18 protein-coding genes and 1 pseudogene are annotated in these 23,436 nt (G+C 70.2%); 14 read left to right on the top strand and 5 right to left on the bottom strand.

Going from position 1 to position 23,436, the window contains the following annotated elements; genetic code table 11:
* The first annotated feature begins 93 nt into the window (after positions 1-93).
* From IG90_RS0101975 to IG90_RS0101965, 3 genes are all read left to right on the top strand, one after another.
* Positions 94-918, top strand: a complete 825-nt coding sequence (locus IG90_RS0101975; protein WP_030576444.1) for a hypothetical protein — start codon at positions 94-96, stop codon at positions 916-918.
* Positions 911-2,122 carry a helix-turn-helix domain-containing protein gene (locus IG90_RS0101970; protein ID WP_206434022.1) on the top strand — a complete coding sequence of 404 codons (1,212 nt, stop codon included), beginning with the start codon at positions 911-913 and terminating at the stop codon, positions 2,120-2,122. The genes IG90_RS0101975 and IG90_RS0101970 overlap by 8 nt, the downstream gene beginning before the upstream one ends.
* 337 nt (positions 2,123-2,459) lie before the next feature.
* Positions 2,460-5,576: an N-6 DNA methylase gene (locus IG90_RS0101965; RefSeq protein ID WP_051859907.1), complete on the top strand. Its 3,117-nt coding sequence runs from the start codon at positions 2,460-2,462 to the stop codon at positions 5,574-5,576.
* Positions 5,577-6,551: 975 nt separating this feature from the next.
* On the opposite strand, the gene IG90_RS0101960 is transcribed toward IG90_RS0101965, so the two are convergent.
* The gene (locus IG90_RS0101960; protein ID WP_063739463.1) at positions 6,552-7,160 is read right to left on the bottom strand and encodes an acyl-CoA-like ligand-binding transcription factor; all 609 of its coding nucleotides are present in this window, start codon (positions 7,158-7,160) and stop codon (positions 6,552-6,554) included.
* A gap of 81 nt (positions 7,161-7,241) precedes the next feature.
* Between IG90_RS0101960 and IG90_RS0101955 the strand changes: the two genes are divergently transcribed.
* The 6 genes and pseudogenes from IG90_RS0101955 to IG90_RS0101930 all read left to right on the top strand — a co-directional run bounded on the left by IG90_RS0101955 (position 7,242) and on the right by IG90_RS0101930 (position 12,486).
* On the top strand, positions 7,242-8,177 hold the full coding sequence (locus IG90_RS0101955; protein ID WP_030576433.1) for an oxidoreductase: 936 nt from the start codon (positions 7,242-7,244) through the stop codon (positions 8,175-8,177).
* 20 nt (positions 8,178-8,197) lie between these two features.
* Positions 8,198-8,464: pseudogene (locus IG90_RS0101950) on the top strand (thioesterase II family protein); the annotation flags it as partial.
* 56 nt (positions 8,465-8,520) lie between these two features.
* Complete coding sequence (locus tag IG90_RS0101945; protein WP_030576426.1) at positions 8,521-8,856, top strand: hypothetical protein; 336 nt, start codon at positions 8,521-8,523, stop codon at positions 8,854-8,856.
* Complete coding sequence (locus IG90_RS39015; RefSeq protein WP_206434021.1) at positions 8,808-9,188, top strand: alpha/beta hydrolase family protein; 381 nt, start codon at positions 8,808-8,810, stop codon at positions 9,186-9,188. Before IG90_RS0101945 ends, IG90_RS39015 begins: the two co-directional genes overlap by 49 nt.
* A complete protein-coding gene (locus IG90_RS39010) occupies positions 9,175-10,689 on the top strand; it encodes an MFS transporter (RefSeq protein ID WP_078585145.1) in 1,515 nt (504 codons plus the stop codon). The genes IG90_RS39015 and IG90_RS39010 overlap by 14 nt, the downstream gene beginning before the upstream one ends.
* A gap of 48 nt (positions 10,690-10,737) precedes the next feature.
* Positions 10,738-12,486, top strand: coding sequence for a class I adenylate-forming enzyme family protein (locus tag IG90_RS0101930; RefSeq protein ID WP_078585144.1), 1,749 nt, complete (start codon positions 10,738-10,740; stop codon positions 12,484-12,486).
* A gap of 33 nt (positions 12,487-12,519) precedes the next feature.
* Here the strand turns inward: IG90_RS0101930 and IG90_RS0101925 are convergent, their stop codons facing one another.
* Entirely contained in the window at positions 12,520-13,797 is a 1,278-nt protein-coding gene (locus tag IG90_RS0101925; protein WP_030576417.1) for a M6 family metalloprotease domain-containing protein, read from the bottom strand.
* A 330-nt stretch (positions 13,798-14,127) separates the two neighbouring features.
* Between IG90_RS0101925 and IG90_RS0101920 the strand changes: the two genes are divergently transcribed.
* The gene (locus tag IG90_RS0101920; RefSeq protein WP_030576414.1) at positions 14,128-14,784 is read left to right on the top strand and encodes a TetR/AcrR family transcriptional regulator; all 657 of its coding nucleotides are present in this window, start codon (positions 14,128-14,130) and stop codon (positions 14,782-14,784) included.
* A gap of 175 nt (positions 14,785-14,959) precedes the next feature.
* Positions 14,960-16,486 (top strand): MFS transporter, encoded by a 1,527-nt coding sequence (locus tag IG90_RS0101915; protein WP_030576411.1) that lies wholly within the window; start codon positions 14,960-14,962, stop codon positions 16,484-16,486.
* Between the two features lie 61 nt (positions 16,487-16,547).
* On the opposite strand, the gene IG90_RS0101910 is transcribed toward IG90_RS0101915, so the two are convergent.
* Entirely contained in the window at positions 16,548-17,060 is a 513-nt protein-coding gene (locus IG90_RS0101910; RefSeq protein ID WP_030576409.1) for a MarR family winged helix-turn-helix transcriptional regulator, read from the bottom strand.
* A gap of 252 nt (positions 17,061-17,312) precedes the next feature.
* Between IG90_RS0101910 and IG90_RS0101905 the strand changes: the two genes are divergently transcribed.
* The gene (locus tag IG90_RS0101905; RefSeq protein ID WP_030576407.1) at positions 17,313-18,095 is read left to right on the top strand and encodes a dioxygenase family protein; all 783 of its coding nucleotides are present in this window, start codon (positions 17,313-17,315) and stop codon (positions 18,093-18,095) included.
* A gap of 697 nt (positions 18,096-18,792) precedes the next feature.
* Positions 18,793-19,794, top strand: coding sequence for a sigma-70 family RNA polymerase sigma factor (locus IG90_RS0101895; RefSeq protein ID WP_030576404.1), 1,002 nt, complete (start codon positions 18,793-18,795; stop codon positions 19,792-19,794).
* Between the two features lie 130 nt (positions 19,795-19,924).
* On the opposite strand, the gene IG90_RS0101890 is transcribed toward IG90_RS0101895, so the two are convergent.
* Positions 19,925-20,983 carry a helix-turn-helix transcriptional regulator gene (locus IG90_RS0101890; protein WP_033893556.1) on the bottom strand — a complete coding sequence of 353 codons (1,059 nt, stop codon included), beginning with the start codon at positions 20,981-20,983 and terminating at the stop codon, positions 19,925-19,927.
* A 61-nt stretch (positions 20,984-21,044) separates the two neighbouring features.
* Between IG90_RS0101890 and IG90_RS0101885 the strand changes: the two genes are divergently transcribed.
* The gene (locus tag IG90_RS0101885; protein WP_030576398.1) at positions 21,045-22,634 is read left to right on the top strand and encodes an MFS transporter; all 1,590 of its coding nucleotides are present in this window, start codon (positions 21,045-21,047) and stop codon (positions 22,632-22,634) included.
* A gap of 39 nt (positions 22,635-22,673) precedes the next feature.
* On the opposite strand, the gene IG90_RS0101880 is transcribed toward IG90_RS0101885, so the two are convergent.
* On the bottom strand, positions 22,674-23,429 hold the full coding sequence (locus tag IG90_RS0101880; RefSeq protein WP_030576394.1) for a DUF6227 family protein: 756 nt from the start codon (positions 23,427-23,429) through the stop codon (positions 22,674-22,676).
* Positions 23,430-23,436: the final 7 nt, after the last annotated feature.

The raw sequence follows: 23,436 nt of genomic DNA, 5'->3' as shown, positions 1-23,436 counted from the left end.
CCGCCACGCCCGCCGGGCAATTGATGACCAGAAGTTAAGTCATGGTGCTATCTTGTTGCTCATTCGGTAAGTGGCTAGCTCCCTGGGGGGATCATGGCTGGTGAATTCACGCCGTCGCAGTGGGCCGATGATCAGTTCGGTGATGACGCTGCGGAGGTGATACGGCATGTGGTCAAGGGTCTGGCACGTGGTCAACAAACTGCTTACGAGGTGCAGGTAGCGGCCCGGAAAGCGGGAGCCGCGGACAAGCGCGCCTACGGCAGCATGTGGGCCACGCGCTACGGACAGGTCGTCAAGCAGTTCGAGCTGGCTGAACTCCCCGGCTATGAGGCCCGCAAGCCCAAAGGGGCGTCGTACAGCCTGGCGGTTGTCAACGGGCGAGTGCTGATCCCCTTTCGGCACGCAGACTCGCTGAAGGAACCGATCTCCCGCGCGAAACTGAGCACGAAGATTCCTCACCAGGTCTCCCGCGACAACGGCGTGGGCCCTGCGCAGCCTCCGTTGACGTTGTTCGACAAGGATTCCGCAGCCACCGAGCCAGTGGCGTACCCCTCGGTGGCCGAGGCTGCCGCGGCGGCCTCGGCGGAGCAATTGACGGTGATCTACGTCGCGTACGCTGCCAACGCCGACAGCGACAAGGTCCTTGCCGCCTGGTGGGGTACGCCGACGTCGCTGGAGGACGACGGCACCATGGTGTGGGACCCGGAGCCGCTCGACATGAGCATCGCCACCGCGGAGCAGGACTCCAGCCACTCCCGCGATGACCTGCGCGATGCAGGTACTGCCGTGCCTCGCGCGCAGGGCTTCAGCGGAGGCGACCTGCCTGGCCTGGGCGTCACGCCCCGCTCCGAGCTCGCCAAGAGTCCGTCGGCCGAACAGGAACCGACCATTTCCGACATAGAAAACGGCGATGAGTAAGAACACCCAACCACCGCTGTTCACCGCCCCGGGCAGCCGCGGCGCTGTCAAGGGCCGCACCGAACGGGGACAGCTATCCCCGGCTGCCGTGCACGAGGTCTTCGACCCCGCCCGGTTGGCCCAGGCACGCAGCCTCACCGGGATGACGAAGAGGCAGCTGGCCGACGAGCTGGGGGTGACTCCGGCCGCAGTGAGCCAGTACGAGATGGGCACCAACCGGCCGCGCCCCGATCTGCTGCCGTCCCTGGCCGAGATTTTGGATGTGCCGCTGGCGTACTTCCTGGCGGGGCGCCCGCATGCGCGGCTGGACCCCTCAGCTGCGCACTTCCGCAGCCTGCGCAGTACCCGGGCCTACCAGCGGGCCAAGGCCGTTGCGTTCACCGAACAGGTCTGGGAGCTGACCTACGCACTGGAAAAGCGTGTCCAGCTCCCCGTGGTCGATCTCCCCGGCTTCGCTGGCGGCGAGGTGCACCCGGGCACCGATCTGCCCAGCGATCCAGCCTCCGCGGCCCGTGCCCTGCGAGTCGCGTGGGGGCTGGGCACCGGGCCCATCGCTCACCTAGTCCGGCGCCTGGAAGCACGCGGCATCGTGGTGGTCACCCCGCAGCGCGACGAAGACCTTCGCTCCGTCGACGCCTTCTCTACGTCACACCTCCCGCGCCCGTTGATCGTGTTGACGCCAAACCGTACCGACGACGTCTACCGGCACCGTTTCAGCGCGGCCCACGAGCTGGGCCACCTGATCTTGCATAGCGACACCAATCCGGGGGACATCACGCAGGAACGCGAGGCCGACACTTTCGCAGCAGAGTTCCTCACCCCCCGCGAATCGATCCTGCCCGAGCTGCCCTCGCGGGCGGACCTGCACAAGCTCTCGCAGCTCCGCGACGGCTGGGGGGTTTCGGTGCACTCCCTGCTGTACCGCTGCCGAGAACTTGGGCTCTTGTCGGACTCCTCGGCCAGCCGCGCCTACCAGCGGCTGAACGGTCTGCAAGGGCAACCCGGCTTCGCTCCGGACCCCCTGGCCGGCTATCCCGGCGAACAGCCCGCGTTGCTGTCCCACGCCTTCACCCTCGCCTGCGACCACGGGCTGACAATGACGGAACTGGCTCACGAGTTGGCCTGGAGCGCAGCCCAGGTGCGGCGCATGCTCGGTGCCGAGGAAGACCGGCCAGCCCTCCGATTGGTCAGTAGCTCGTCGTGATGGCTTGTTGCTGGGGCCCGACGGCCTAGCCCCACCGCAGATCAGCTCCGTGGGCGGGCCGCTCTTGCTTGGCTGGTGGACCGCTCCTCTCGGTAATCCGACGAGCAGAAGAAGAGGCCCGGCCACCATCAGGCCGGCCCTCTTCTCTGTGCTGCCCACGTTCCGCCGGGCGTTCGACCGAGTAGCCCGCCATCCATCACGCACGGCGATCGGAGTCTGCGGCCTGGTCGCTGCCGTCACCTCCGGTGAACCACAGGACGCGGACGCGGGTGAGAGTATGGGTGACTCGTTGACCGATGAGGCGGGCAGTGTAGGAATCGGCTCTACACAGGGACCTTTGGCCGAGGATGAGAGTTGCCCCACGGCCACAGGCTTGGACGGAACGCCGACGGGATCGGGTGAGCACGCCAGCTTCCCAGACGCCTCAGGCGGCCTTGCCGGACTGCTTCTGGCGGTCGACGATGAGACGTCACCTGATGCCGAGCTGGTCCTGGCTGAGGCAGTGGACCGGTTTGTGCAGGGATTTCCCGCCGAGGTCGTGGATGTACTGGACTCATTCGAATTTCCGTACACCGTGCGACATCTGGCGAATGCGCGGGTGCTGCGACAGGTGGTGACGCGGTTTGCTGAGCTGGATCTGAGCCCCGCCACCGTTTCCGACCAGGAGATGGGGCGGGAGTACGAGGAACTCGTTCGGCGCTTTACCGAAGCGTCGCCGGAGAGCGCAGCCGAGCACACGAGTCCGCAGGACGTGAGTGCGTTGACCGCCAGGTTGCTGCTCGGCCCGGACGCGTCAGCGCTGATTGCGCCAGGGCCCTCGATCACCGTCTACGACCCGTGCTGCGGTACCGGCGGCATGTTCTCTGCCGTCGAAGGCTTCCTGCGTGAGGTGGGAAATTCCGCCGTGCCGTTGGTCTCCGGTCAGGAGATCAATCCGGAAACCTACGCGACAGCCCGCTCCCTACGGATGATGAGAGGCGCGGATCCCACAGGCATCTTGCACGGCGACGTCCTGTCAGACGACCGGCACCGAGGGGAGACATTCGACTATCTGCTGGCGGCCCCTCCGAACGGCCTGGCATGGAAGCGGCAGCACGATGAAGTGGCCCGCGAGGCGGCAGAGCTGGGATTTGAAGGGCGTTTCGGCGCAGGGCTGCCTCGTATCAGCGACAGCTCCTTGCTCTTCGTCCAACATCTCGTCGCCCATATGCGGCCCACGGACATGGGCGGTGCCCGAGCCGCCATCGTGTTCACCGGTTCGTCCCTGCAGAGTGGAGGAGCGGGCTCCGGCGATTCGGAGATCCGCCGGTGGCTGGTGGACAACGATCTGTTGGAGGGCGTGGTTGCCCTGCCCACACACCTGTTGTGGAACATCAGCATCCCGATGTACGTATGGCTGCTGTCCAACCGCAAATCGACCCAGCTCCAAGGGAAGGTCGTCGCACTGGACGCACGCAGGCACTCCGCGACGCTGCGCAGGCCGCTGGACAGGAAGCGCCACTACCTGACGGACCAACATATCCGCGAGATCGTGGAGCGGTACGAGGTGGCATGCGGCGTTACGTCAGAAGGGGACCGGGGAGTCGACACCGAGGGTGCAGCGTTGCTGCTCGATGCCGATGACCTCGTCTATCAAGAGGTCACGATTGAATGGCCTCTGCGGCAGCACTTCGCAGTGAGCGCCGACGTCGTCGCTGACGTCGAGTCATCGAGAATGATGACGCGTTTCGACCAGGCGCCAGCCTTGCTGCGTGCCCTGCGTGAGCTGACCGGTGAGACCTGGCCCACATGGGCTGCGTTCGAGGGTGCGTTCTCGACCGCACTGAAGAATGCTGGACTGTCGACTGAGCTCCCGCGCTCACTGTGGGACCGCGTACGCAAGGCCGTGGCCGTATCGGACGCGGGAGGCGAGGTCCAGGTGGATTCGCGGGGGCGCACGCTTCCGGATCCTGAGCTGGCCCACACGGTGCGGGTACCCCTCGGGCAGGACGTAGAGGAATTCGTACAGCGTGAGATAGCTCCTGAGCCTCCCGACGCGCGACCTGACATGCGCAGCATCAAGATCGGGTGTGCGCTGCCGCAGGCTCCTTTCATAATCGGTGGGCCCGGTACTGGCTTTGGGCCGCTAGCCACGGTGGCGCGGCGCGTACGCCGATGGCTTAGCCAGGGGGCTACGGAGGGCATGCCCCTGCTGAGCGGAAGCGACCTTCAGATTGCCGCCACGGCGGCGGATCTGTCGGAGGCTCCCGAGACGGCGCAGGCTCTGGCCGTCTGCACTGGTGGCGATGTGGTGGGGCTGGCAGGCAACTGGCGTTTGCTGCCAGCCGACTTCGGGGATGCCGTGACGCGGTTGACCGTGCTGCGTCCCCTCGGCAACAGCGGGCGCGCTCTGTGCGAGTGGTTGCGGACTCGTGCAGGGGAAGAGGGAGGATTGCACGCCCGCGTGTCCATGAACTCGCAGGTGCCCGTCGAGCTGATCAAGGACGCCGAGTTCAACTCGCTCTTGCTTGATCTCGACGCGGGCAAGGAAGCCCTTGCCCGCACCACCTCCAGGATCCTGCCGAATGTGTTCCGTGACCCGCAGGCCGGCCTTGATGAGATGCGCCGCACTGCGAAGGCTTCGGCCTACGAGGCTCGCATCATCGGCGAGCTTGTCCAGCCGCTCGGAGACCCGGTGTGGCGGGCCGAGTGGAGCTACCCGTACCACATGGCAGCGCTGGCCCGGCAGTACCGCATCGCCACGACACTCGCCCAACGCAAGGATGCCTTGCTCAAACTCGCGGAGAGCGTGGCGCGCTGTGTCGGTGTACTCGCTCTCGCGGTTCGGATCCACCGTCGGCAGAGCTTCGAGGACGCTCTGCGCGGTCCCTTTAAGAAGGGTGGTGGAGCAACTTTCTGGACGTGGCAGAGCCAGATTTCAGACCTGGTCAAGGATGGGCCCATCCCCGAACTCCCGGAGCTGGAGGGGGCCCTGGACCCCGATGGGGTGTTCAGTCTGCTCAATCAACTACGCGGGATGAGAAACGACTCCAGCCACGCGAGTAGGGTCCAGCCGGAACATGAGCTGGAGCGGGAGGTTCAAGCTCTGGAGCCGGTAGTCGTGGCGACTCTGGAATCAGTGGGATGGCTATCTGGCCTCCACTGGGACCTGGTCGACACGTGTGCGTACACCGGCAATGGCGGGTTTACGCTGATCGGGCGGCGGCTGCGGGGCAGCCACCCCGACTGGGAGACTTTCGAGCGCCCATATCCAGGCACCCTCGACCCGAACCGCATCTATGTGCAGGGCCCGTCATCCGCCGAACCATTGGCCTTGTGGCCCATCGCACGGGCTGAAGTGTGCACGGAGTGCGACGCGCGGGAGCTGTTCCTATTGCACAGGATCACCAGAGAGAACGGTGCGATCACTTCGCGCTGCGGCAGAGATCATGAGCTCCCGCGACACGGTGCCTGAGGCGGCGCGGTGGTCGTCTGAAGATGCCGCGGGGGCAGGAGCTGGCCAGCTTCCCGGAATGTCCCTGATACAGCCTGTCACTACCTCCGGCCGCAGAGCGGCTCGTCGGTAGCGATCTACTCGTACGGTCAGTCGTGCTGAACGAGCCATACGCCGGCCGCCTGGGTGGGCCCCACCAGCGCACGTTGGTGGCCCTCGCCCAGGCCCGGCCAGGCAACCCCGTCACCGCCCCGTGCGGCGGCTGCCGCACCAGATCACCCTAATCGCCCACTGCTTGACGGAGGCGTCCGTGCTGCGGTGTACCCGCCGCCTGTAACCGCATGCCGCTCCGGTAATGATCCTGACTGTGCACGGGGCCGACGCGCTCCTCGCGGACGGAGGCACCTTCGGTGCAGGCCGCACTCGAGGCAGAAGGGCTTGATGCTCCAGGAGCGAGACACGACGACTGGAGCGCACTCGGCGGACCGGAGCGTGCTCGCAAGGACCGCTGGCTCCAGCGCCGGATCGAGTGGACAGGTCTCAGCGTGGTCGGCTGGGGGCGGCGAATGGAGTCATTCGAGCCCTGGGGAGTGAGAGGTCCTGCGCGTCCGTCCGAGGGACCGTGAGCGCCCCACCGCAGCCCTGGTCTCCACGAATTCAGCATGAGGCGCGGTGTGAGATCTTCGGGGCTCTGACCTGCGGCGATCTGCTCTGCGTTCCGGAAAGGACGGCGTAGCGTTTTCAGTCGCCTCTGCGCTAGGCCTCTGAACTGGGCTTTTAGGGTTTTCGGCAAGCCCCACGAAGACGAAGGCCCGAAGGCCGGGATCTGCCGGAAGGTGTGCCGGGAAGCCGGTCCCTGGGGACGCGACGATCCGGACGGTTCTGCCGGCAGTGCGCGGTGACCGGACCGTGAGGCCAGGTCGCCGCGGCCAGTGTAGCGGGTGGTGCCCGGCCCGTATCCGGGGTCCGGGGCCTCCCGTGACGGCGGGGGTGTTTCTACGCGTCGGCGTCGAGGGCCGGTGCGATGATCGCGAAGGCTCGGTCGGTCAGGGTCGCGGGGTCCTCCGCGCCGTCGCTGTCGCTCCACCGCTGGAGCACGGTGCCGAAGGCGGCCAGGGCCATTCCGGCGGCCAGTTGGGGGTAGAGGTCGGTCCTGGGGGCCAGGCCCAGCCGGTCGGCCACTTCCTCCGCGAGTTCGTCGCGCCACTGTGCCTGGCGCTCCAGGAACCGGGCGAGCAGCGAGGGGGTGCCCAGGATCAGCTGGACCACGCGGAGCGCCTGGTCGGCGTGGCCGGCGCAGGCGTCGATGGAGACCCAGATGGTGTGGCGGAGTGCGACCGAGGGGGGCTCCTGGGCGGGGCGGGCCGCCAGTTCCGCGCGCATGTCGGTGCCCATTTCGGCCAGGAACTGGATGACCACGTCCTCCTTGGACGCGAAGTACCGGAAGAAGGTCCGCTTGGACACGCCGGCCGCCGCCACGATCTCGTCGATCGTGACCGCGTCGAACCCCTTCTGGGCGAGCAGCCTCAGCGCCGCTCCGGTCAGCTCGTCCGAGACGAGTTGACGCTTGCGTTCGGCCAGGCTCACTCCGGCTCGGGTAGTCACCCTGCCAGTCTACATCCCATGCCCCCGGTGACATCAAGGCGCGGCTTGACACCGAATGCCACATGAGGCAGCTTGTGCCGCATGAGTGAGAAGCAGCGCTGGACCGCTGACCAGATTCCCGACCAGAGCAAGCGTGTGTTCGTCGTCACCGGGGCCAACAGCGGCCTCGGCCTGGCGACGACCCGGGCACTCGCGAGCAGGGGTGCGCACGTGATCCTCGCTGTGCGGGACGAGGTCAAGGGGCGCCGGGCGGCCGCTGAGATCACGGCCGCGCATCCGGGCGCCGAACTCGAGGTCAGGCAGGTCGACCTCGCGGACCTGGACTCCGTCCGGGCGTTCTCCGACCGGCTGCACGCCGACCGCACGAGCCTGGACGTGCTGATCAACAACGCCGGGCTGATGGCGCCGCCCCGGACGCTCAGCCCGCAGGGCAACGAGGTGCAGTTCGCGGCCAACCACCTGGGCCACTTCGCGCTCACCGGCCTGCTGCTCGACCTGCTGGCGGCGGGGAGCGACCCCCGCGTGGTCACGGTGAGTTCACCCAACCACCGCAAGGCGAGCATCTTCTTCGACGACATCTCCGGTGAGCAGAAGTACTCGCCGATGGGGTACTACGACCAGTCGAAGCTGGCCAACGCCGTCTTCGGCTGGCAGCTGCACCAGCGGCTGACCGCCGCCGGCAGTCCGGTGCGCAGTCTGCTCGCCCACCCCGGCTACACCTCCACCAACCTGCAGACGAGCGCGCCCGTCGCCATGGTGAAGTTCCTGTTCGGCCGGCTGCTCCTCCCGCTGGCCCAGTCCCCGGAGCAGGGCGCGCTTCCCTCGCTCTACGCGGCGACCGCCCCGAACGTCGAGGGCGGGCAGTTCATCGGCCCCGACGGCATGGGCGAGCTGCGCGGTGCGCCGAAGCAGGTCGAGCTGGCCCCGAGGGCCGCCGACGCCGCGACGGGCCGCCGGCTCTGGGAGCTGTCGGAAGAGCTGACCTCCGTGCGGTTCGGGTTCCCGGCCGCCGCCTGAGTGACCCGAAAGGTACGAACGTGGCCCCGAACACCGAGAGCAGCCCGTGGATCCGCCGGTACAACCCGGCCGCCGACGCGCGCGTGAGGCTGCTGTGTCTGCCGCACGCCGGCGGATCCGCGTCGTTCTACCTTCCGCTCTCCCGGGAGCTCGGGCCCGGCATCGACGTCCTCACGGTCCAGTACCCGGGGCGCCAGGACCGCCGGCACGAGCCGTGCATCGACTCGATCACCGGGCTGGCCGACGCCCTGGTCGAGGAGGTGCTCCCCTGGGCGGACCGGCCGCTCGTACCGGTCTGATCGGCACGTTCTCCCGCTACCGAGCGGTCCCGGCCTTCAAGTTCATGAACCTGGCACCGGTCGACCGGGGCAGCAAGCTGGCGGCCGCGGTGGTGTTCGACCCCCGGGCCTGGGGTCAGAACTACAACCTGACCGGCCGTGCGGAGACCCTGCCGGAGCTGGTCAAGGACATGAAGCTGGCCGGGATGAACGTACGGGTGGCCAACTGGCGAGACTGGCGTGACGACCTGCTCCGGCGGCACGCGGCCGAGCCGGTGCCCGAACTGGACTTCCTGATCCGGATCCTGCGCAGCCCCACCGCCGGCTGGCCGATCTGTACGGCACGGTGCCGATGTGGATCCTGCCGCATCTGCGGAGCATCGAACTGGCCCACACGATGATGCGGTACAACGACTCCGACGGCCGGTACGACGCGTTGCCGAAGAACGCCCTCGACCACGCGGGCACGTTCGACGCGCCGCTGATGCTGCTGTCCGGCAGCGACAACCGCTTCTGGTACGACTCCAACGAGCTCTGCCACGACGTCCTGAAGCGCCGCCACCCGGAGCTGGACGTCCGCTACGTGGAGGTGCCGGGCTACGGCCACCTCGACGCGTTCATCGGCCGCAACGCGGCGCTGGACGTGTTCGGGCACATCGTGGACTTCCTCGACGAGTGCCGGACCCGCCCGCCGGGGCGGGCCGCGGCGGGGACGGGCAGTGGAACGCGATGACGTCCGCCGCCGCGCGGCCGGGCGGCACGGTGCCCGGCGCACGCCTGGTGATGCCGGTCATCCTGCTCGCCACTTCACCGTTCCCCTGTCGGTGTCCGGAACGGCCGTGTCGCTGGGCGACATCGCGGACGATCTGGGCAGCTCCCCGACCGGTGAGCAGTGGGTCCTCAACGGGTACAACCTGACCTTCGCCTGCTCGACCCTGGTCTGGGGTTCCGTCGCGGACATCATCGGGCGGTGGCGGGCCCTGCTGACCGGGCTCGTGACCTTCGGCGCCGGTTCCGCGATCAGTCTGGTCGCGACGGACTACCTGACCCTGGACGCGGCCCGGCTGGTGGCCGGGGCCGGGGCGGGGGCCGTCTTCTCGGTGGGCTCGGCGGTGGTGTCGTCGAATTTCCGGGGCGAACGCCGGACCCGTGCGTTCGCCCTGCTGGGGTCGGTCGCGGGGCTGTCCCTGGCCTTCGGCCCCACGCTGTGCGGCCTGCTGACCGAGGCCGCGGGCTGGCGGCTCGTCTACGGATTCCAACTGGTCTGCCTGGTCCTCGCCTGCGCCGGCATGCCGCTGATCCGCCGGGCCGCCGACCACGAGAGGAGGCAGGAGGCCCGGATCGACGTGGCGGGAGCCGTGCTCTTCTGCGCGGCGACCACTCTGGTGCTCGGCGGGCTGGCACTCGGTTCGGCGACAGGCTGGGCGTCACCGCCCTTCCTGCTCTGCACGGTGGTGGGGACGGTCTGCTACGGGCTGTTCGCCTGGCACGAGTCCACCACGCCGAGCCCGCTGCTGAGCCTGCGCACCCTGCGGAGCCGGCGCTTCTCCGGCATCACGCTGGTGGTGGCGGTGGCTTCCTTCACCTTCACCAACGCGGTCGCGTACCTCCCGGTCTTCCTCCAGGGCGCCTTCGGCTTCTCGCCGGGGGCGAGCGGTGCGTTCCTGATGTTCCTGACCGTGCCCGTGCTGGTCGCGCCGCTGATCGCCGGGCGGCTGGCGGCCCGGGGAACACCCGCGGACAGGATCATGACCTGGAGCATCGCCCTGCTGGTCGTGGGGCTGGTGCTGACGGGGGTGGCCGCCGAGCCCGGACTGGTGTGGATGGCGCTGCCGATGGTGATCGTCGGCGTCGGATTCGGCCTGCGGGCCGGCCTGGTGGACGGCGAGGCCCTGGCCCAGGTGCCGGAGAAGGAGGCGGGCATGGGAGCCGGGTGGATCAACACCGTCCGGCTCGGCAGCGAGGCCATCGCGGTGTCCCTGTTCGGCTCGCTGTTCGCCAGCTTCGTGGGCAGCGCAGCCCACGCTTCCCGCCAGGGATTCGCGGTCATCACCGTCGGCTCCACCCTGTTCGCGGCGGTGATCGGCGTCTGGTCGGTCGTCCTCATGCGCCGGGGACGGCAGGCCGAGCCGCCGCCGGGGGACCGGGGGCGTACGGTCGGGGACCCGGCGGACACGGCGGTCGGACGACCCGCGGGCGGCGGCGGCCTTGGCGCTCCGGCCCCGCCCGCATAGCGTCTCGCGTAGCAGTCAGCGTCACCGCCAGCGCGAGAGAGGCCGCCCGTGCCGCACACCGTCCCGCCACCGGACCCCGGAGCAGCCGCATCCGCCGAGCTCGCCCGGCGCGCCGCGCGCGTCGAGGCCTCCCTCACCGCGCCCGGCGCGCCCTTCGCCGTGGTCGTCGGCGAGCGGGGGACGCCGGAGTACGCCGACGGGCCCCGGACACTCCGGGAGTTCGTGGAGACCACCTGGGCCTACCGGGACACGCCGTTCCTGATCGCCGGCGAACAGCGGTACTCCTACGCCGAGTTCTTCGCCGCCGCCTCCGCCCTCGCCGTACGTCTGCGGGAGGGGTACGGGCTGCGCCCCGGCGACCGGGCCGTGATCGCGATGCGGAACCATCCCGAGTGGCAGATCGCCTTCTGGGCCGCCCAGCTGGCCGGTCTCGTCGCCGTACCGCTCAACGCCTGGTGGACCGAGGACGAGTTCGTCCACGCCCTGGAGGACTGCGAGCCCGGAGTGCTCCTCGTGGACGGGGAGCGGCTGGGGCGGGTCGCCGGCTGGGCCCGGCGGACCGGGACGCGCGTCGTCCTCTTCCACGGGGACCACGGCGAGGTGAACGAATCAGGACCGCGCGTCGAGCGGTACGAGGATTTCCCCGCGCCCGACCCGCTGGCCGCGCCGCCCGACGTGGAGCCGCGGCCCGAGGACGACGCCACGATCCTCTACACCTCCGGCACCACCGGCCGGCCCAAGGGCGCGGTGGCCACCCACCTCGCCCAGGCCGGGGCCGCGCTCAATCCCCGCTACCACGCGGCGGCCTCCGCGCTGGCGCGTGGCGTCATCCCGGGGCAGGGGCCCGCACCGGTCTCCCTGATGACGTTCCCGTTCTTCCACGTCGCCGCGTTCACCGGCTTCTACGGTGCGATGGCGGCCGGCGGCACCCTCGTCCTGATGCACAAGTGGGACGCGGGCGAGGCGCTGCGGCTGATCCGTACGCACCGCGTCACGCACTTCGCCGGGGTCCCCGCCACCGGGCTCCAGCTGCTGGAGGCCGCGGAGCGGGCGGGGGACGGGCTGGAGAGCCTCACCCTGTTCAGCACCGGGGGAGCCGCCGCCCCGCCCGCCCTGGTCGCCCGCCTCTCCGCCCGGTACGGCAAGCGTGTCGAGCCCCGCAACGGCTACGGCCTCACCGAGACCAGCGGCGGGGTCCTCGCGCACTTCGGGGACGAGTACCGGGCGGAACCCGGCGGCGCGGGCCGGCCCACTCCGGTCACGGAAGTGCGCATCGCCGGGCCCTTGGGGGAGGAGCTGCCCGACGGGGAGCCGGGAGAGCTGTGGCTGCGCGGCCAGTCGCTGTTCCGCGGCTACTGGCGCGACGCCGTGGCGACCGAGGAGGCCTTCGGGGCCGGCGGCTGGTTCCGTACGGGGGACCTCGCCGTACGCCGCGAGGGGCGGATCTCTGTCGTCGACCGGCTCAAGGACGTGGTGATCCGGGGCGGCGAGAACGTGTACTGCGCCGAGGTCGAGGGCGTCCTGCACGACCACCCCGACGTGGCCGACGCCGCCGTCCTCGGCATCCCGCACCCGGTGCTGGGGGAGGAGGTGGCGGCCGTCGTCCGGCCGCGCACCGGGGCCGGGGTCACCGCCGGGGCCCTGCGCGAACACGTCGGCGGGAAGCTCGCCGCCTTCAAGGTGCCCACGCAGGTGCTGTTCACCGACGAGCCGCTCCCGCGCAACGCCACCGGGAAGCTCCTCAAGCACCGGCTCCGGGCCCTGGTGGAGGCCGCCGCGCCCCACACGGGAGCGTGACCCGGGCCTCCGTGCGGGCGGCGACGGCACCTCTCACGGGCGTGTGACCCGTATCCGGTAGTTCCCGTCGTCGTCCTCGTCCAGCACGGATATCCGTACGCCGTTGGCCCGGTCGGTGAACGTCTGGCCGGGGCGGAACGGGGCGTCGGACAGTTCCGCGTGCACGTTGGGGCGCCGGGTGCAGCCGCCGCTGTCCTCGGTGGCGTCGGCGACGGACACCGGGCCCTGCCCGGTGTCCACGTCGGAGCTGACCTTGTAGATCAGCACCCCGGGCCGGCAGACCGCCTCGTCGTTGCCCGCCGCCGTGCGCACCTCCACGGCGTAGCCGGACTGGGCGCTCAGCGGGACGAAGGCGAGCTTGGTGCCGCCCTCGGTGGCCAGCGGGCCGAGCGTGTGCTCGCTGACACCGGGCTGCGAGGCGCAGCTGATCTGCTCGTTGTCGAGCCAGCCGAGCTTCCACTTGTGCCAGGCGAGGAAGTCGTTGTTGGCGCCCCAGTCCTCGGACATGATGTCCCAGTGCCCCACCGAGCCGCCGCCCTCCATCGTGTAGAGGTCGGGCAGCCCGAAGACATGGCCGTTCTCGTGCGGCAGGACGCGGTAGCCGGTCTCGGCGTACGACCCCGACCCGTCGTCCTGGCGGCTGTAGACGAACGAGGTGTTGGAGAGCGGGACGCCGTCCGCCTCCGGGGCCTCGTCGTTGCCGGAGAAGGTCACCGAGAGCACGGTGTCCAGCGCGGAGGGGCCGGCGTTCGGGCTGACCAGGACGTTGACCAGGTCGTACGCGGAGAAGTCGACCCGGGGGTCGGCGGCCGCGACGATGTCCTTCACCAGCTGACGGTAGCCCGGCTCGAACGGTGAGCCGCGCTCTATCCCGTACTCCGTGAAGGACATCGGCATCCGCAGCCAGTCCTTGACGGGGGCCTCGGGCCGGTAGACGAGCCGGCCGTAGGAGCTGGCCCTGAACCAGTCGGAGGTCTGCGGGAAGAACTCCGCGTACCGGTCCGTCGCGGGTTCCGTGCCTTCCGCGTCCGGGAAGTCGATCATCAGGTTGAGCGCCCTGACCTCGCCGGTCGACCGGGCGTAGCCGGGCGGGGTCGGCAGACCCTCGGACATCTGTACGCCCATGGTGGCGGAGATCCGGCACGGGGCGAGCACGGAGTCCTGGGAGGTGGCCGCCGGACCCGCCGAGGCGCGGCCGGCGGTGGGAAGGGTGGTGCTGGCCGAAGCCATGGCCGCTATGACCAGCGCGGTCGCTCCGGCCAGGGCGGCCGGGCGGCGGTGTCTGCGTATCCGGTGGCGGGGCTGCTGCATAGGGGCGCCTTCGGGGTCCGCGGCAGTCGGCCGACCCCTGACTGCGCTCTGGCGATCAGCCTGTGCCGGGCGGTCCGGGGCCGCTCGCTGGGTGCGCCGATCGGAGGGTTTTCCCGCAGAAGTGAAGTGACTCAGGTCACAGCGGGGCGGGAAATAAGTGGGGATCCTCTCCCCGTTTGCATACGTGTCCCCGCTAAACGGGGAGATGGTCCCCGGTTGCGCGTGGGGGCCGGACCGCTACGCAGAGGGACCGTGCAGAGGGAAGGGGGAAACGTCGTCGTGGAGACCGTCGCCGAGAACGCCACAGCGCATACCGCTGGGAGCACCGCCGTGAACGCTGCCGGGAGCACCGCACCGGCGGCGCAGTGCCGCGCCGCCCGTCCGCGGGCCGACGCGCTGCGCAACCGCGAGCGGATCATCGCGGCCGCACGTGAGCTGTTCGTCGAGTTCGGGCCGGACGTGGCGCTGGACGACGTCGCGCGCCGGGCGGGCGTCGGCAACGCCACGCTCTACCGGAACTTCCCCGACCGGGCCGCCCTCACGCACGAGGTCGTCCTCGCGGTCACCTCCCGTACCACCCTCCGGGCCGAAGAGGCCGTCGCCGCGGAGTCCGACCCGTTCGCGGCGCTCAGCCGCTTCGTGCACGCGGCCGCCGACGAGCGGATCGGCGCCCTGTGCCCGATGCTCTCCGGCGTCTTCGACAAGGACCACCCCGAACTGCTCGCCGAGCGCCGACGCCTCGAAGAGGCCGTCGAAGGGCTCGTGGCGCGCGCCATGTCCGCGGGGCGGCTGCGTACCGACATCGCCGTCGGTGACGTACTCGTCGCCCTCTCCCAGCTCACCCGGCCGCTCCCCGGTATCGCCTGTCAGGGCATCGACCGGTTCACCCACCGCCATCTGCAGTTGTTCCTGGACGGGCTGGAGACCCCGGCCCGCTCCGAACTGCCCGGATCGCCGGCGACCTTGGAGGACCTGCGGCGTCCCTGACGGCCGCCCCTACCTGAACCTTCCGGCCCTGTCCTGACCTCAGAGTCCCCGGCCTCACCGGCCCACTCCGCCTTCACCTGCACCTTCACCCCGTCGCGCGTACCGCAAGCACGTACCGTCGACGCCCACTTCGCGACGCCTCGGCGCCCTCGCACGTCCTTAGGTGGCTGCACCCATGTCAAGAACGGCTGACACCGCCCTTCCCGATCCGAGCCGCTGGAAAGCGCTGGCCTTCATCGCGCTGGCCCAGCTGATGGTCGTCCTCGACGCGACCATCGTGAACATCGCACTGCCCTCCGCCCAGACCGACCTCGGCATATCCGAAGGCAACAAGCAGTGGGTCATCACCGCCTACGCCCTCGCCTTCGGCGGGCTCCTCCTCTTCGGTGGCCGGATCGCCGACCTCTGGGGACGCAAGCGCACCTTCGTCGTCGGTCTGATCGGCTTCGCGCTGGCCTCCGCGCTCGGCGGTGCCGCCCAGAACGAGGCGATGATGTTCGGCTCCCGGGCACTCCAGGGTGTCTTCGGCGCCCTGCTCGCCCCGGCCGCCCTCTCCCTGCTCGCCGTGATGTTCACCGACGCCAAGGAGCGCGCCAAGGCGTTCGGCATCTACGGCGCCATCGCCGGTGGCGGTGGCGCGGTCGGGCTGATCCTCGGCGGCTTCCTCACCGAGTACCTGAACTGGCGCTGGACGTTCTTCGTCAACATCCCGTTCGCCGTCGTCGCCGCCGCGGGCGCGTACTTCGTCATCCGCGAGCCGTCCGGCACCCGCAACCGCGCACCGCTGGACATCCCCGGCGTCGTGCTCTCCACGCTCGGCCTGGTCGCCCTGGTGTACGGCTTCACCCGCGCCGAGTCCGCCGGCTGGTCGGACGCGCTGACCGTCTCGATGTTCATCGCCGCCGTCGTACTGCTGCTGGCCTTCGTCGTGACCGAGGCCCGCGTGAAGTCGCCGCTGCTGCCGCTGCGCGTCCTCACCGAGCGCAACCGGGGCGGGGTCTACCTCTCGCTGGGTCTCGCCGTCATCGCGATGTTCGGGCTGTTCCTCTTCCTGACCTACTACCTCCAGGTCGTGAAGGGCTACTCCCCGGTCAGGACCGGCTTCGCGTTCATGCCCATGATCGTGGGCATGATCACCGGCTCCACCCAGATCGGCACCCGGCTGATGACCCGGGTCCCGCCGCGCCTGCTGATGGGCCCCGGCTTCCTGGTCGCCGCGGTCGGCATGCTGCTCCTGACCCAGCTGGACCTGAACACCAGCTACGCGTCCGTCATCCTGCCCGGCATGCTGCTGCTCGGCCTCGGCATGGGTACGGCGTTCATGCCGGCGATGTCACTGGCCACGCACGGCATCGAGCCGCGTGACGCGGGAGTGGCCTCCGCGATGGTCAACACCTCGCAGCAGGTCGGCGGCGCCATCGGCACCGCTCTGCTGAACACCATCGCCGCCGGCGCCACCACCGAGTACGTCGCCGATCACGCGGCCCGCGCCACGGACCCGGAGCTCCTGAAGCTTCAGGCCATGGTCAGCGGTTTCGCCGCCGCGATCTGGTGGGCGGTCGGCATCCTCGTCGCCGCGGCCGCCATCGCGATCGCCCTCATCAACACCGGCCGCCCCGGATCGGGCTCGGGCGGCGAAGCGGACGGCGCGTCCGACGCGGACGCCGAGGAGGAGTTCAGGATCCCGGTCGTCGCCCACTGACGACGGCGGTCCCTTCCTCGCCCCCGGTCGTTCCCCTGCCCTGGTTCCGCTCGGCGACAGCTCAGCGGAGCCAGGGCAGGTCCGCGTCCGTGCCCTCCGGCTCCAGACCGGTGGCGAGCACCCGCATGATCTCCCCGAGGCTGCTCACCTGCTCGGGCGTGAGCCGGTCGAACATCGCCTGCCGTACGGCCTCGACGTGGCCCGGCGCCGAGCGGCGGAGCATCGCGTGCCCGTCCTCGGTGAGCACCGCGTTCTGGCCGCGCTTGTCCGAGGGGCAGTCCTCGCGGCGCACCCAGCCGTTCTTCTCCAGCCGGGCGATGGCATGCGAGAGCCGGGAACGGGTGATCTTCGCGTTCCGGGCCAGCTCCGTCATCCGCATCCGGCGGCGGGGGGCCTGGGAGAGCTGGACGAGCAGCCCGTAATAGATGTGCGGCATACCGGCATCGCGCTGCAACTGGCGGTCGAGGTGATCCTCCAGCAGCGTGGTGGCATGCAGATAGGCGCGCCAGGCGTGCTGCTCCTCGTCGGTGAGCCAGCGCGGCGCGCTGGTGGATGCCGTGGTCATGGACTCCACTGTACGACCTTTTCTTGAAAGTTTAACTAGATAGGGCTAAGGTCTCCAAGGGTAGGAGCTTGAAGTTTCAAGAAGCCTGCCCGGGGAGTCCCCGCCGGGGATCCGAAGGAATTCCGCAGGGCCCCTGAACAACGATCCCCCGGATGACCTCGGGGAACTCCTGCTCGGACGAACTCGTGACCGGATCCTTGCCCGGTGCGCCCAGCGCGGCGCCCGCCGCGCTGGGTCCGCGTCCAGTGGATGGGGAGTGCCATGACAGCCACCGTGGAGCGGATGCCCGCTCTCTACCTCTCGCACGGCGCACCGCCGCTGGCGGACGATCCCGTCTGGCCCGGCGAACTCGCCGCCTGGTCCGCGGGCCTGCCCCGCCCCCGCGCGATCCTGATGGTCTCCGCCCACTGGGAGGAGGCGCCGCTCGCGCTGGGAGCCACCGCGACCGTGCCGCTCGTGTACGACTTCTGGGGCTTCCCCGAGCACTATTACGCGGTGCGGTACGGGGCCCCCGGCGCGCCGGGGCTCGCCGACAGCGTCCGCAAGCTGCTGCGCGGCGCCGGTACGCCGGTCCAGGACATCCCGGACCGCGGCCTGGACCACGGGGCGTACGTACCGCTGGTGGAGATGTTCCCGGACGCCGACGTCCCCGTGCTCCAGATCTCCCTGCCGACCCTCGACCCGCAGAAGCTGATGGACATCGGGCGCAGACTCGCCCCGCTGCGCGACGAGGGCGTGCTCATCGTCGGCAGCGGCTTCTTCACGCACAACCTGGCCGCCCTGCGGCACCAGGGCGGCGGGGTTCCCGGCTGGTCGGCGGAGTTCGACGACTGGGGCGACCGCGCGCTGCGGGCCCAGGACGTCGACGCGCTGATCGACTTCGAGCACACGTCCCCGGCCGGAAAGCTGGCCCACCCGCGCACCGAGCACTTCGCGCCGCTGTTCGTGACGCTGGGCGCGGCCGAGGACGAGCTGGACCGAGGGCGGAGCGTCATCGACGGGTTCTGGATGGGGCTGGCGAAGCGCTCGGTGCAGTTCGGCTGAGGGCGCCGCAAGGGCGTCCCGGACCGCCGGCGGTCCGGTCGGAACACCGGCGGGTTCAGCGCGCCGGGCGGAGAAGAAGGCGAGCGTCGCCCACGTCCAGAGCCGAGTCGGTGAACCTGACGGTGTGGTCGCCACGGTGCGCCGCCGCCCCGGCGAACAGCTCCCCGGCGTCCGGAGCGCCCGCGGCCGACACCGGAACCGGAGCCGCCTCACGGGGCGCGCGGGCGGCGGTGACCGCGGCGCTCGCCGCGCAGGCGGCCCAGCCCCACGCGCATTGCCCTGGGCTCCGGTCCGGATGCCCCCAGGCCCGGAGTCTTCGGTCCGGTACGACGCGGACACCCCGAGCAACCCGAACGCCACCCGGCACGTCTTCCACGGCGTAAGCACGGCCCTCTGGGTGCCGGGGCGGCCAGGTGGGGGAGAGGAGGGCGCGTGTGTGAGCGCCGTCTCATGGGCGCGCTGATTCCGGGTACCCGGGCGGAGAGCCGGAAAGCGACCGGGCCGCCCCGGCAACGGCTCTGACCTGCGCGTCCGGCGGAATCCGGAAGCGGCATCCAGCAATCGGCGGCGGACAGGGTACTGCATGATCACGAAAGTGAATATGCGTCATGGGAATTCTGTCCGGATTCCAGTCGTTGTTTCCATCGGATGCAGGGCACCCGAAAGGTGTCGCGACCTACTCAGCAAGGGAGCACGCATGGCAACCCGTGCCGTCGCCCGACGTACGTCCACCACCTCCGGTGGGACCGGCCGGGCAAGCAGTGTTCGCGCCGGAGGCGGGGAAATCGCCGATCGCGACCTGGTCGGCATGTACCTGGACGAGATCGCCCGCACACCGCTGCTCGACGCCGCCAAGGAAGTCGACCTCTCCCAGACCATCGAGGCGGGCGTCTTCGCCCAGCAGATCCTCGACGGCGAGGTGGAGAGCGACGCCGGTGACGCGAAGCGTGAGGAGCTGGAAGCGCTGGTCGCCGAGGGCGAGCGCGCCAAGGACATATTCATCCGTTCCAACCTCCGGCTCGTCGTCGCCGTGGCCCGCCGCTACCCGCGCGCGGGGCTCCCCCTGCTCGACCTGATCCAGGAGGGCAACGCGGGCCTGGTGCGCGCGGTCGAGAAGTTCGACTACGCCAAGGGCTTCAAGTTCTCCACGTACGCGACCTGGTGGATCCGACAGGCCATCACCCGGTCCATCGCCGACCAGTCCCGCACGATCCGGCTCCCCGTCCACCTGGTGGAGGAGCTCGGCCGGATCCGCCGGGTCCAGCGCGAGTTCAACCGCGAGCACGGGCGCGACCCGGAGCACACGGAGATCGCCGCCGAGCTCGACTCCAACGCCGAGCGTGTGGGCAACGTCCTGGACTGGGCCCGCGACCCGGTCAGCCTCAACATGTCCGTGGACGACGACGGCGACACCCAGTTCGGCGACCTCCTGGAGGACACCTCCGCCGTCTCGCCCGAGCAGTCGGTGATGTCCCTGCTCCGCAGCGAGGAGCTGGAGGACCTGATCGGCAAGCTCGACAACAGGACCGCCTCCATCATCAAGATGCGGTACGGCATCGAGGACGGGCGCGAGCGGACCCTGACCGAAGTGGGCAAGCAGCACGGCCTCACGAGGGAGCGGATCCGCCAGATAGAGAAGCACGCACTGCTCGAATTGAAGCGAATGGCTCACGACACGGGCTTTGACGCTGCGGCGTGAGCCAATAACCCGTAATCTCCCCATCAAGCCGGTTCGCACCGGCTGACCGACCGGGTCGTTCCGGTCACCCGACCGGTTTTCACCGGTCCCTGAGCTGAGCCCCGGCGCCCACCCCCCCCGGCGTCGGGGCTCATCCCTGTTCCGGCCCCTGCTCCGGTCCCTGGTGCGGGGCAGCCGCCGGGTGGCCCTGCCCCAGGGGCAGGGCGGCGCGGGACAGCCGGGCCCCGAGACTCTCCAGGTGCGCCACCAGCTGCGACGGCCCCCGCACGGAGAACTCGCAGTCCACCAACGCCAGCCGCAGCGCCACCCACTCGGGCGAGTCGGTACACGAGGACCGCAGCCGGCAGCCGCCCTCCCCGTCCGGCTCAGGCGCCCCGAGATGCGCGGGCAGCCGCGCCGCCACGAACTCCGCCGGCGCCCCGAACCACACATCGAGGCGCAGTTCCGGCTGCATCCGCCTCATCGAGCGCGCCAAGAACCTCGCCGCGTCCCCGCCGCCGCTCCTCGCGTCGCCCCCCACACCGTCGACGGGCAGCGGCCTCGGCGCGAAGCGGGCCCCCGTCGCGTACGGCTCTCCGACCCGGTCCACCCGGAACGTACGCCAGTCCTCCCGGTCGACGTCGTACGCCACCAGGTACCAGCGCTGCCCGGTGCTCACCAGCCGGTACGGCTCGACCTGCCGCTTCGTCCGGGTGCCGTCGCCGCTGCGGTACGCGAACCTCAGCCGCTCCCGGCCGGTGGAGGCCGAAGCCAGCGTCGTCAGGGTCCGCGGGTCGATGGTGGCGCCGTCGCCCCGGGTCAGCGGCACCGTGGCGTTCTGGAGCGCGGAGACCCGGTGCCGCAGCCGCGAAGGGAGCACCTGCTCCAGCTTGGCCAGCGCCCGTACGGAGGCCTCGTCGACGCCCTCGATCGCGTGCCCCGCCCCGGCCCGCAGCCCCACCGCGATGGCCACCGCCTCCTCGTCGTCCAGCAGGAGGGGAGGCATGGCGGCGCCCGCGACCAGGCGGTATCCGCCCACCGAGCCGCGTGAGGCCTCGACCGGGTAGCCCAGGTCGCGCAGCCGGTCGACATCGCGGCGGATCGTGCGTGGACTGACATCGAGCCGCTCGGCCAGCTCACCGCCCGGCCACTCGCGCGGGGTCTGGAGGAACGACAGCAGCTTCAGCAGTCGTGCGGGGGTGTCGGACATGGCCTCAGGATGCCGGACCATCAGGTCATGATCTGACCTAATGACTGCCTAGGTTCTCCCCATGCCTTCTTCCGCACCCCCGCCGCCCACGGCGTCGCACCTCGCACCGCCCACGACCCCCGTACCGCCCACGACCCCCGTACCGGCCACGACCCCCGTACCGCCCACGACCCCCGTACCGGCCACGACACCGGTATCGCCCCCACCACCCGTCCCGGCCGACCGGCGTCGCTGGTTCGCGCTCGCCATCGTGATGACCGCGGCCTTCATGGACCTGGTCGACGTCACTATCGTCAACATCGCGATCCCCAGCATCAAGCGCGAGACCGGGGCATCGGTCTCCGCGATCCAGTGGATCACCGCCGGTTACGCCCTCGCGTTCGCGGCCGGGCTGATCACGGGCGGCCGGCTCGGCGACATCTACGGGCGCAAGCGGCTCTTCCTCATCGGCATCGGCGGATTCACACTCGCCTCCGCCCTGTGCGGCTTCGCGGGCAGCCCCGAGACACTGGTCGCGGCGCGCGTCCTCCAGGGCGCCACGGCCGCCCTGATGGTGCCGCAGGTCCTGTCGATCGTGCACGCCACCTTCCCCGCGCACGAGCGCGGCAAGGTCTTCGGACTCTTCGGCGCGATCGTCGGTCTGGGCGCGGTCTCCGGCCCGCTGCTGGGCGCGCTGCTCACCGAGTGGGATCTCTTCGGGCTCGGCTGGCGGCCGATCTTCCTGATCAACCTGCCCGTCGGCGTCGCCGGTCTGCTCCTCGGTGCGAAGTTCATCACCGAGTCCAAGGCCCCCAAGACGGTCCGTCTCGACCTCGTCGGCGTCGCCCTGATCACCCTGGCGATGCTGATGCTCATCTACCCGCTCACCCGGGGACACGAGCTGGGCTGGCCGCTCTGGGGCCATCTGTCGATGGTGGGCAGCCTGTTCGTCTTCGGGGCGCTGGTCCTGTACCAGCGGCAGAAGGCGCTGGCCGACGGCTCGCCGCTGATCGAACTGTCCCTGTTCCGGGTGAAGAGCTTCGCCGCCGGCATCGCCGTGCAGCTGACCTTCGGCGTCGGCCTCGGCATCTTCTTCCTGGTCTGGACCCTCTACATGCAGATGGGCCTCGGCTGGAGCGTGCTGCGCGCCGGCACGACGGGCATCCCGTTCTCCGCCGCCGTCTCGGTGGCCGCCGGGATCTCCGTGCAGAAGCTGGTGCCCCGCTTCGGCCGCAAGGTCCTCCAGGCCGGTGCGCTTCTCATGATCGCCGGACTGCTGATCTACCTCTGGGAGAGCGAGCAGTACGGCATGGGCATCACGTCGTGGCAGATGGCCGTCCCGCTGGTGGTCATGGGCGCGGGCATGGGGCTGATCGTGGCTCCGCTGACCGACGCGGTGCTCTCCGAAGTGCCCAAGGAGCACGCCGGTTCGGCATCCGGCCTGATCAACACCGTGCAGCAGATGGGGACGGCACTCGGCCTCGGCCTGGTGTCCGTCGTCTTCTTCGGCGCGATCGGTGACCGACTGGCCCCCGAAGCGGTCGGCCCGGCCTTCGTCGACGCGTTCCAGCAGTCGCTGTGGTGGGTGGCCGGGGTGCTCTCGGTGATCTTCCTGGTGATGTTCGCACTGCCCGCCCGGCCGCGCGCCCACGTGGAGGGCGACGCGAACTGACCCGCGCGGGCGGTGGATCCGCGCTTCGGGTCAGCTGGGTCAGCAGATCCGGGTGCGGCTCTCCATCGCCGCGCGGGCGGTGTGCTCGTCCTCGTACACCTCGCACATGTGGCGGCCGTCGGGTGTCGCCGTGTGCTCGACCTCCCACAGGCTCGTCTCGCTGCCGTCCAGCAGCAGGAACGCGTGCTCGTAGAGCGTGAATCCGGCCGCCCGGCCGTCGACGTGGCACTGCCGCCCGAAGATCTGGGTGATGTGGTGGGCGAAGGCGGACCGGAGCAGCACCGTCTTCTGCTCGCCGGGCCGGTCGGCGTTCTCCGCACGGCGCAGCACCCGGCGGGCGTGGTCCGCGGAATTGTCGGGCGCGTACGTCCGGGGGAGCGGTGCCGGAGGGACGGACATCAGGACCGTCAGCATCTCCAGGTCGCTCTGCGCCTCCTGCACCCCCTCGTCGCCGAATGCGGGGGAGTCGGAGAAGCTCCCGGCCAGCCGGGACGCGGCGATGCGGGCGTCGCCCTCCTCGTCGTACAGCTCGTGCCGGCGCGGGGTCCGCAGGTCGCGGCCTCCGCTGTGCACCAGCTCCCACAGGGTCAGGGCGGAGCCGTCGGCGAGGAGATACGTGTGACGGTAGGTCTCGCGGTGCAGCACGGAACTGTGGTGCGACGAGTGCAGTGAACTGCTGTGGGCGAGCGCCGTGCCGAGGCGGTCGACCGTACTGTCAGGAAGGTCGAAGGAGTTGAGGGCGCGTCGCAGGAGTCGGTCGAGGTGGTGCTCGGTTGTCTCGTACGGATCGCTCAAGGTGGTG

Source organism: Streptomyces anulatus (assembly GCF_000721175.1).
Classification (GTDB): Bacteria; Actinomycetota; Actinomycetes; order Streptomycetales; family Streptomycetaceae; genus Streptomyces; species Streptomyces anulatus_C.
The sequence above is the reverse complement of the archived record's forward strand: the minus strand, read 5'-3'. Positions and strand labels throughout refer to the sequence as shown.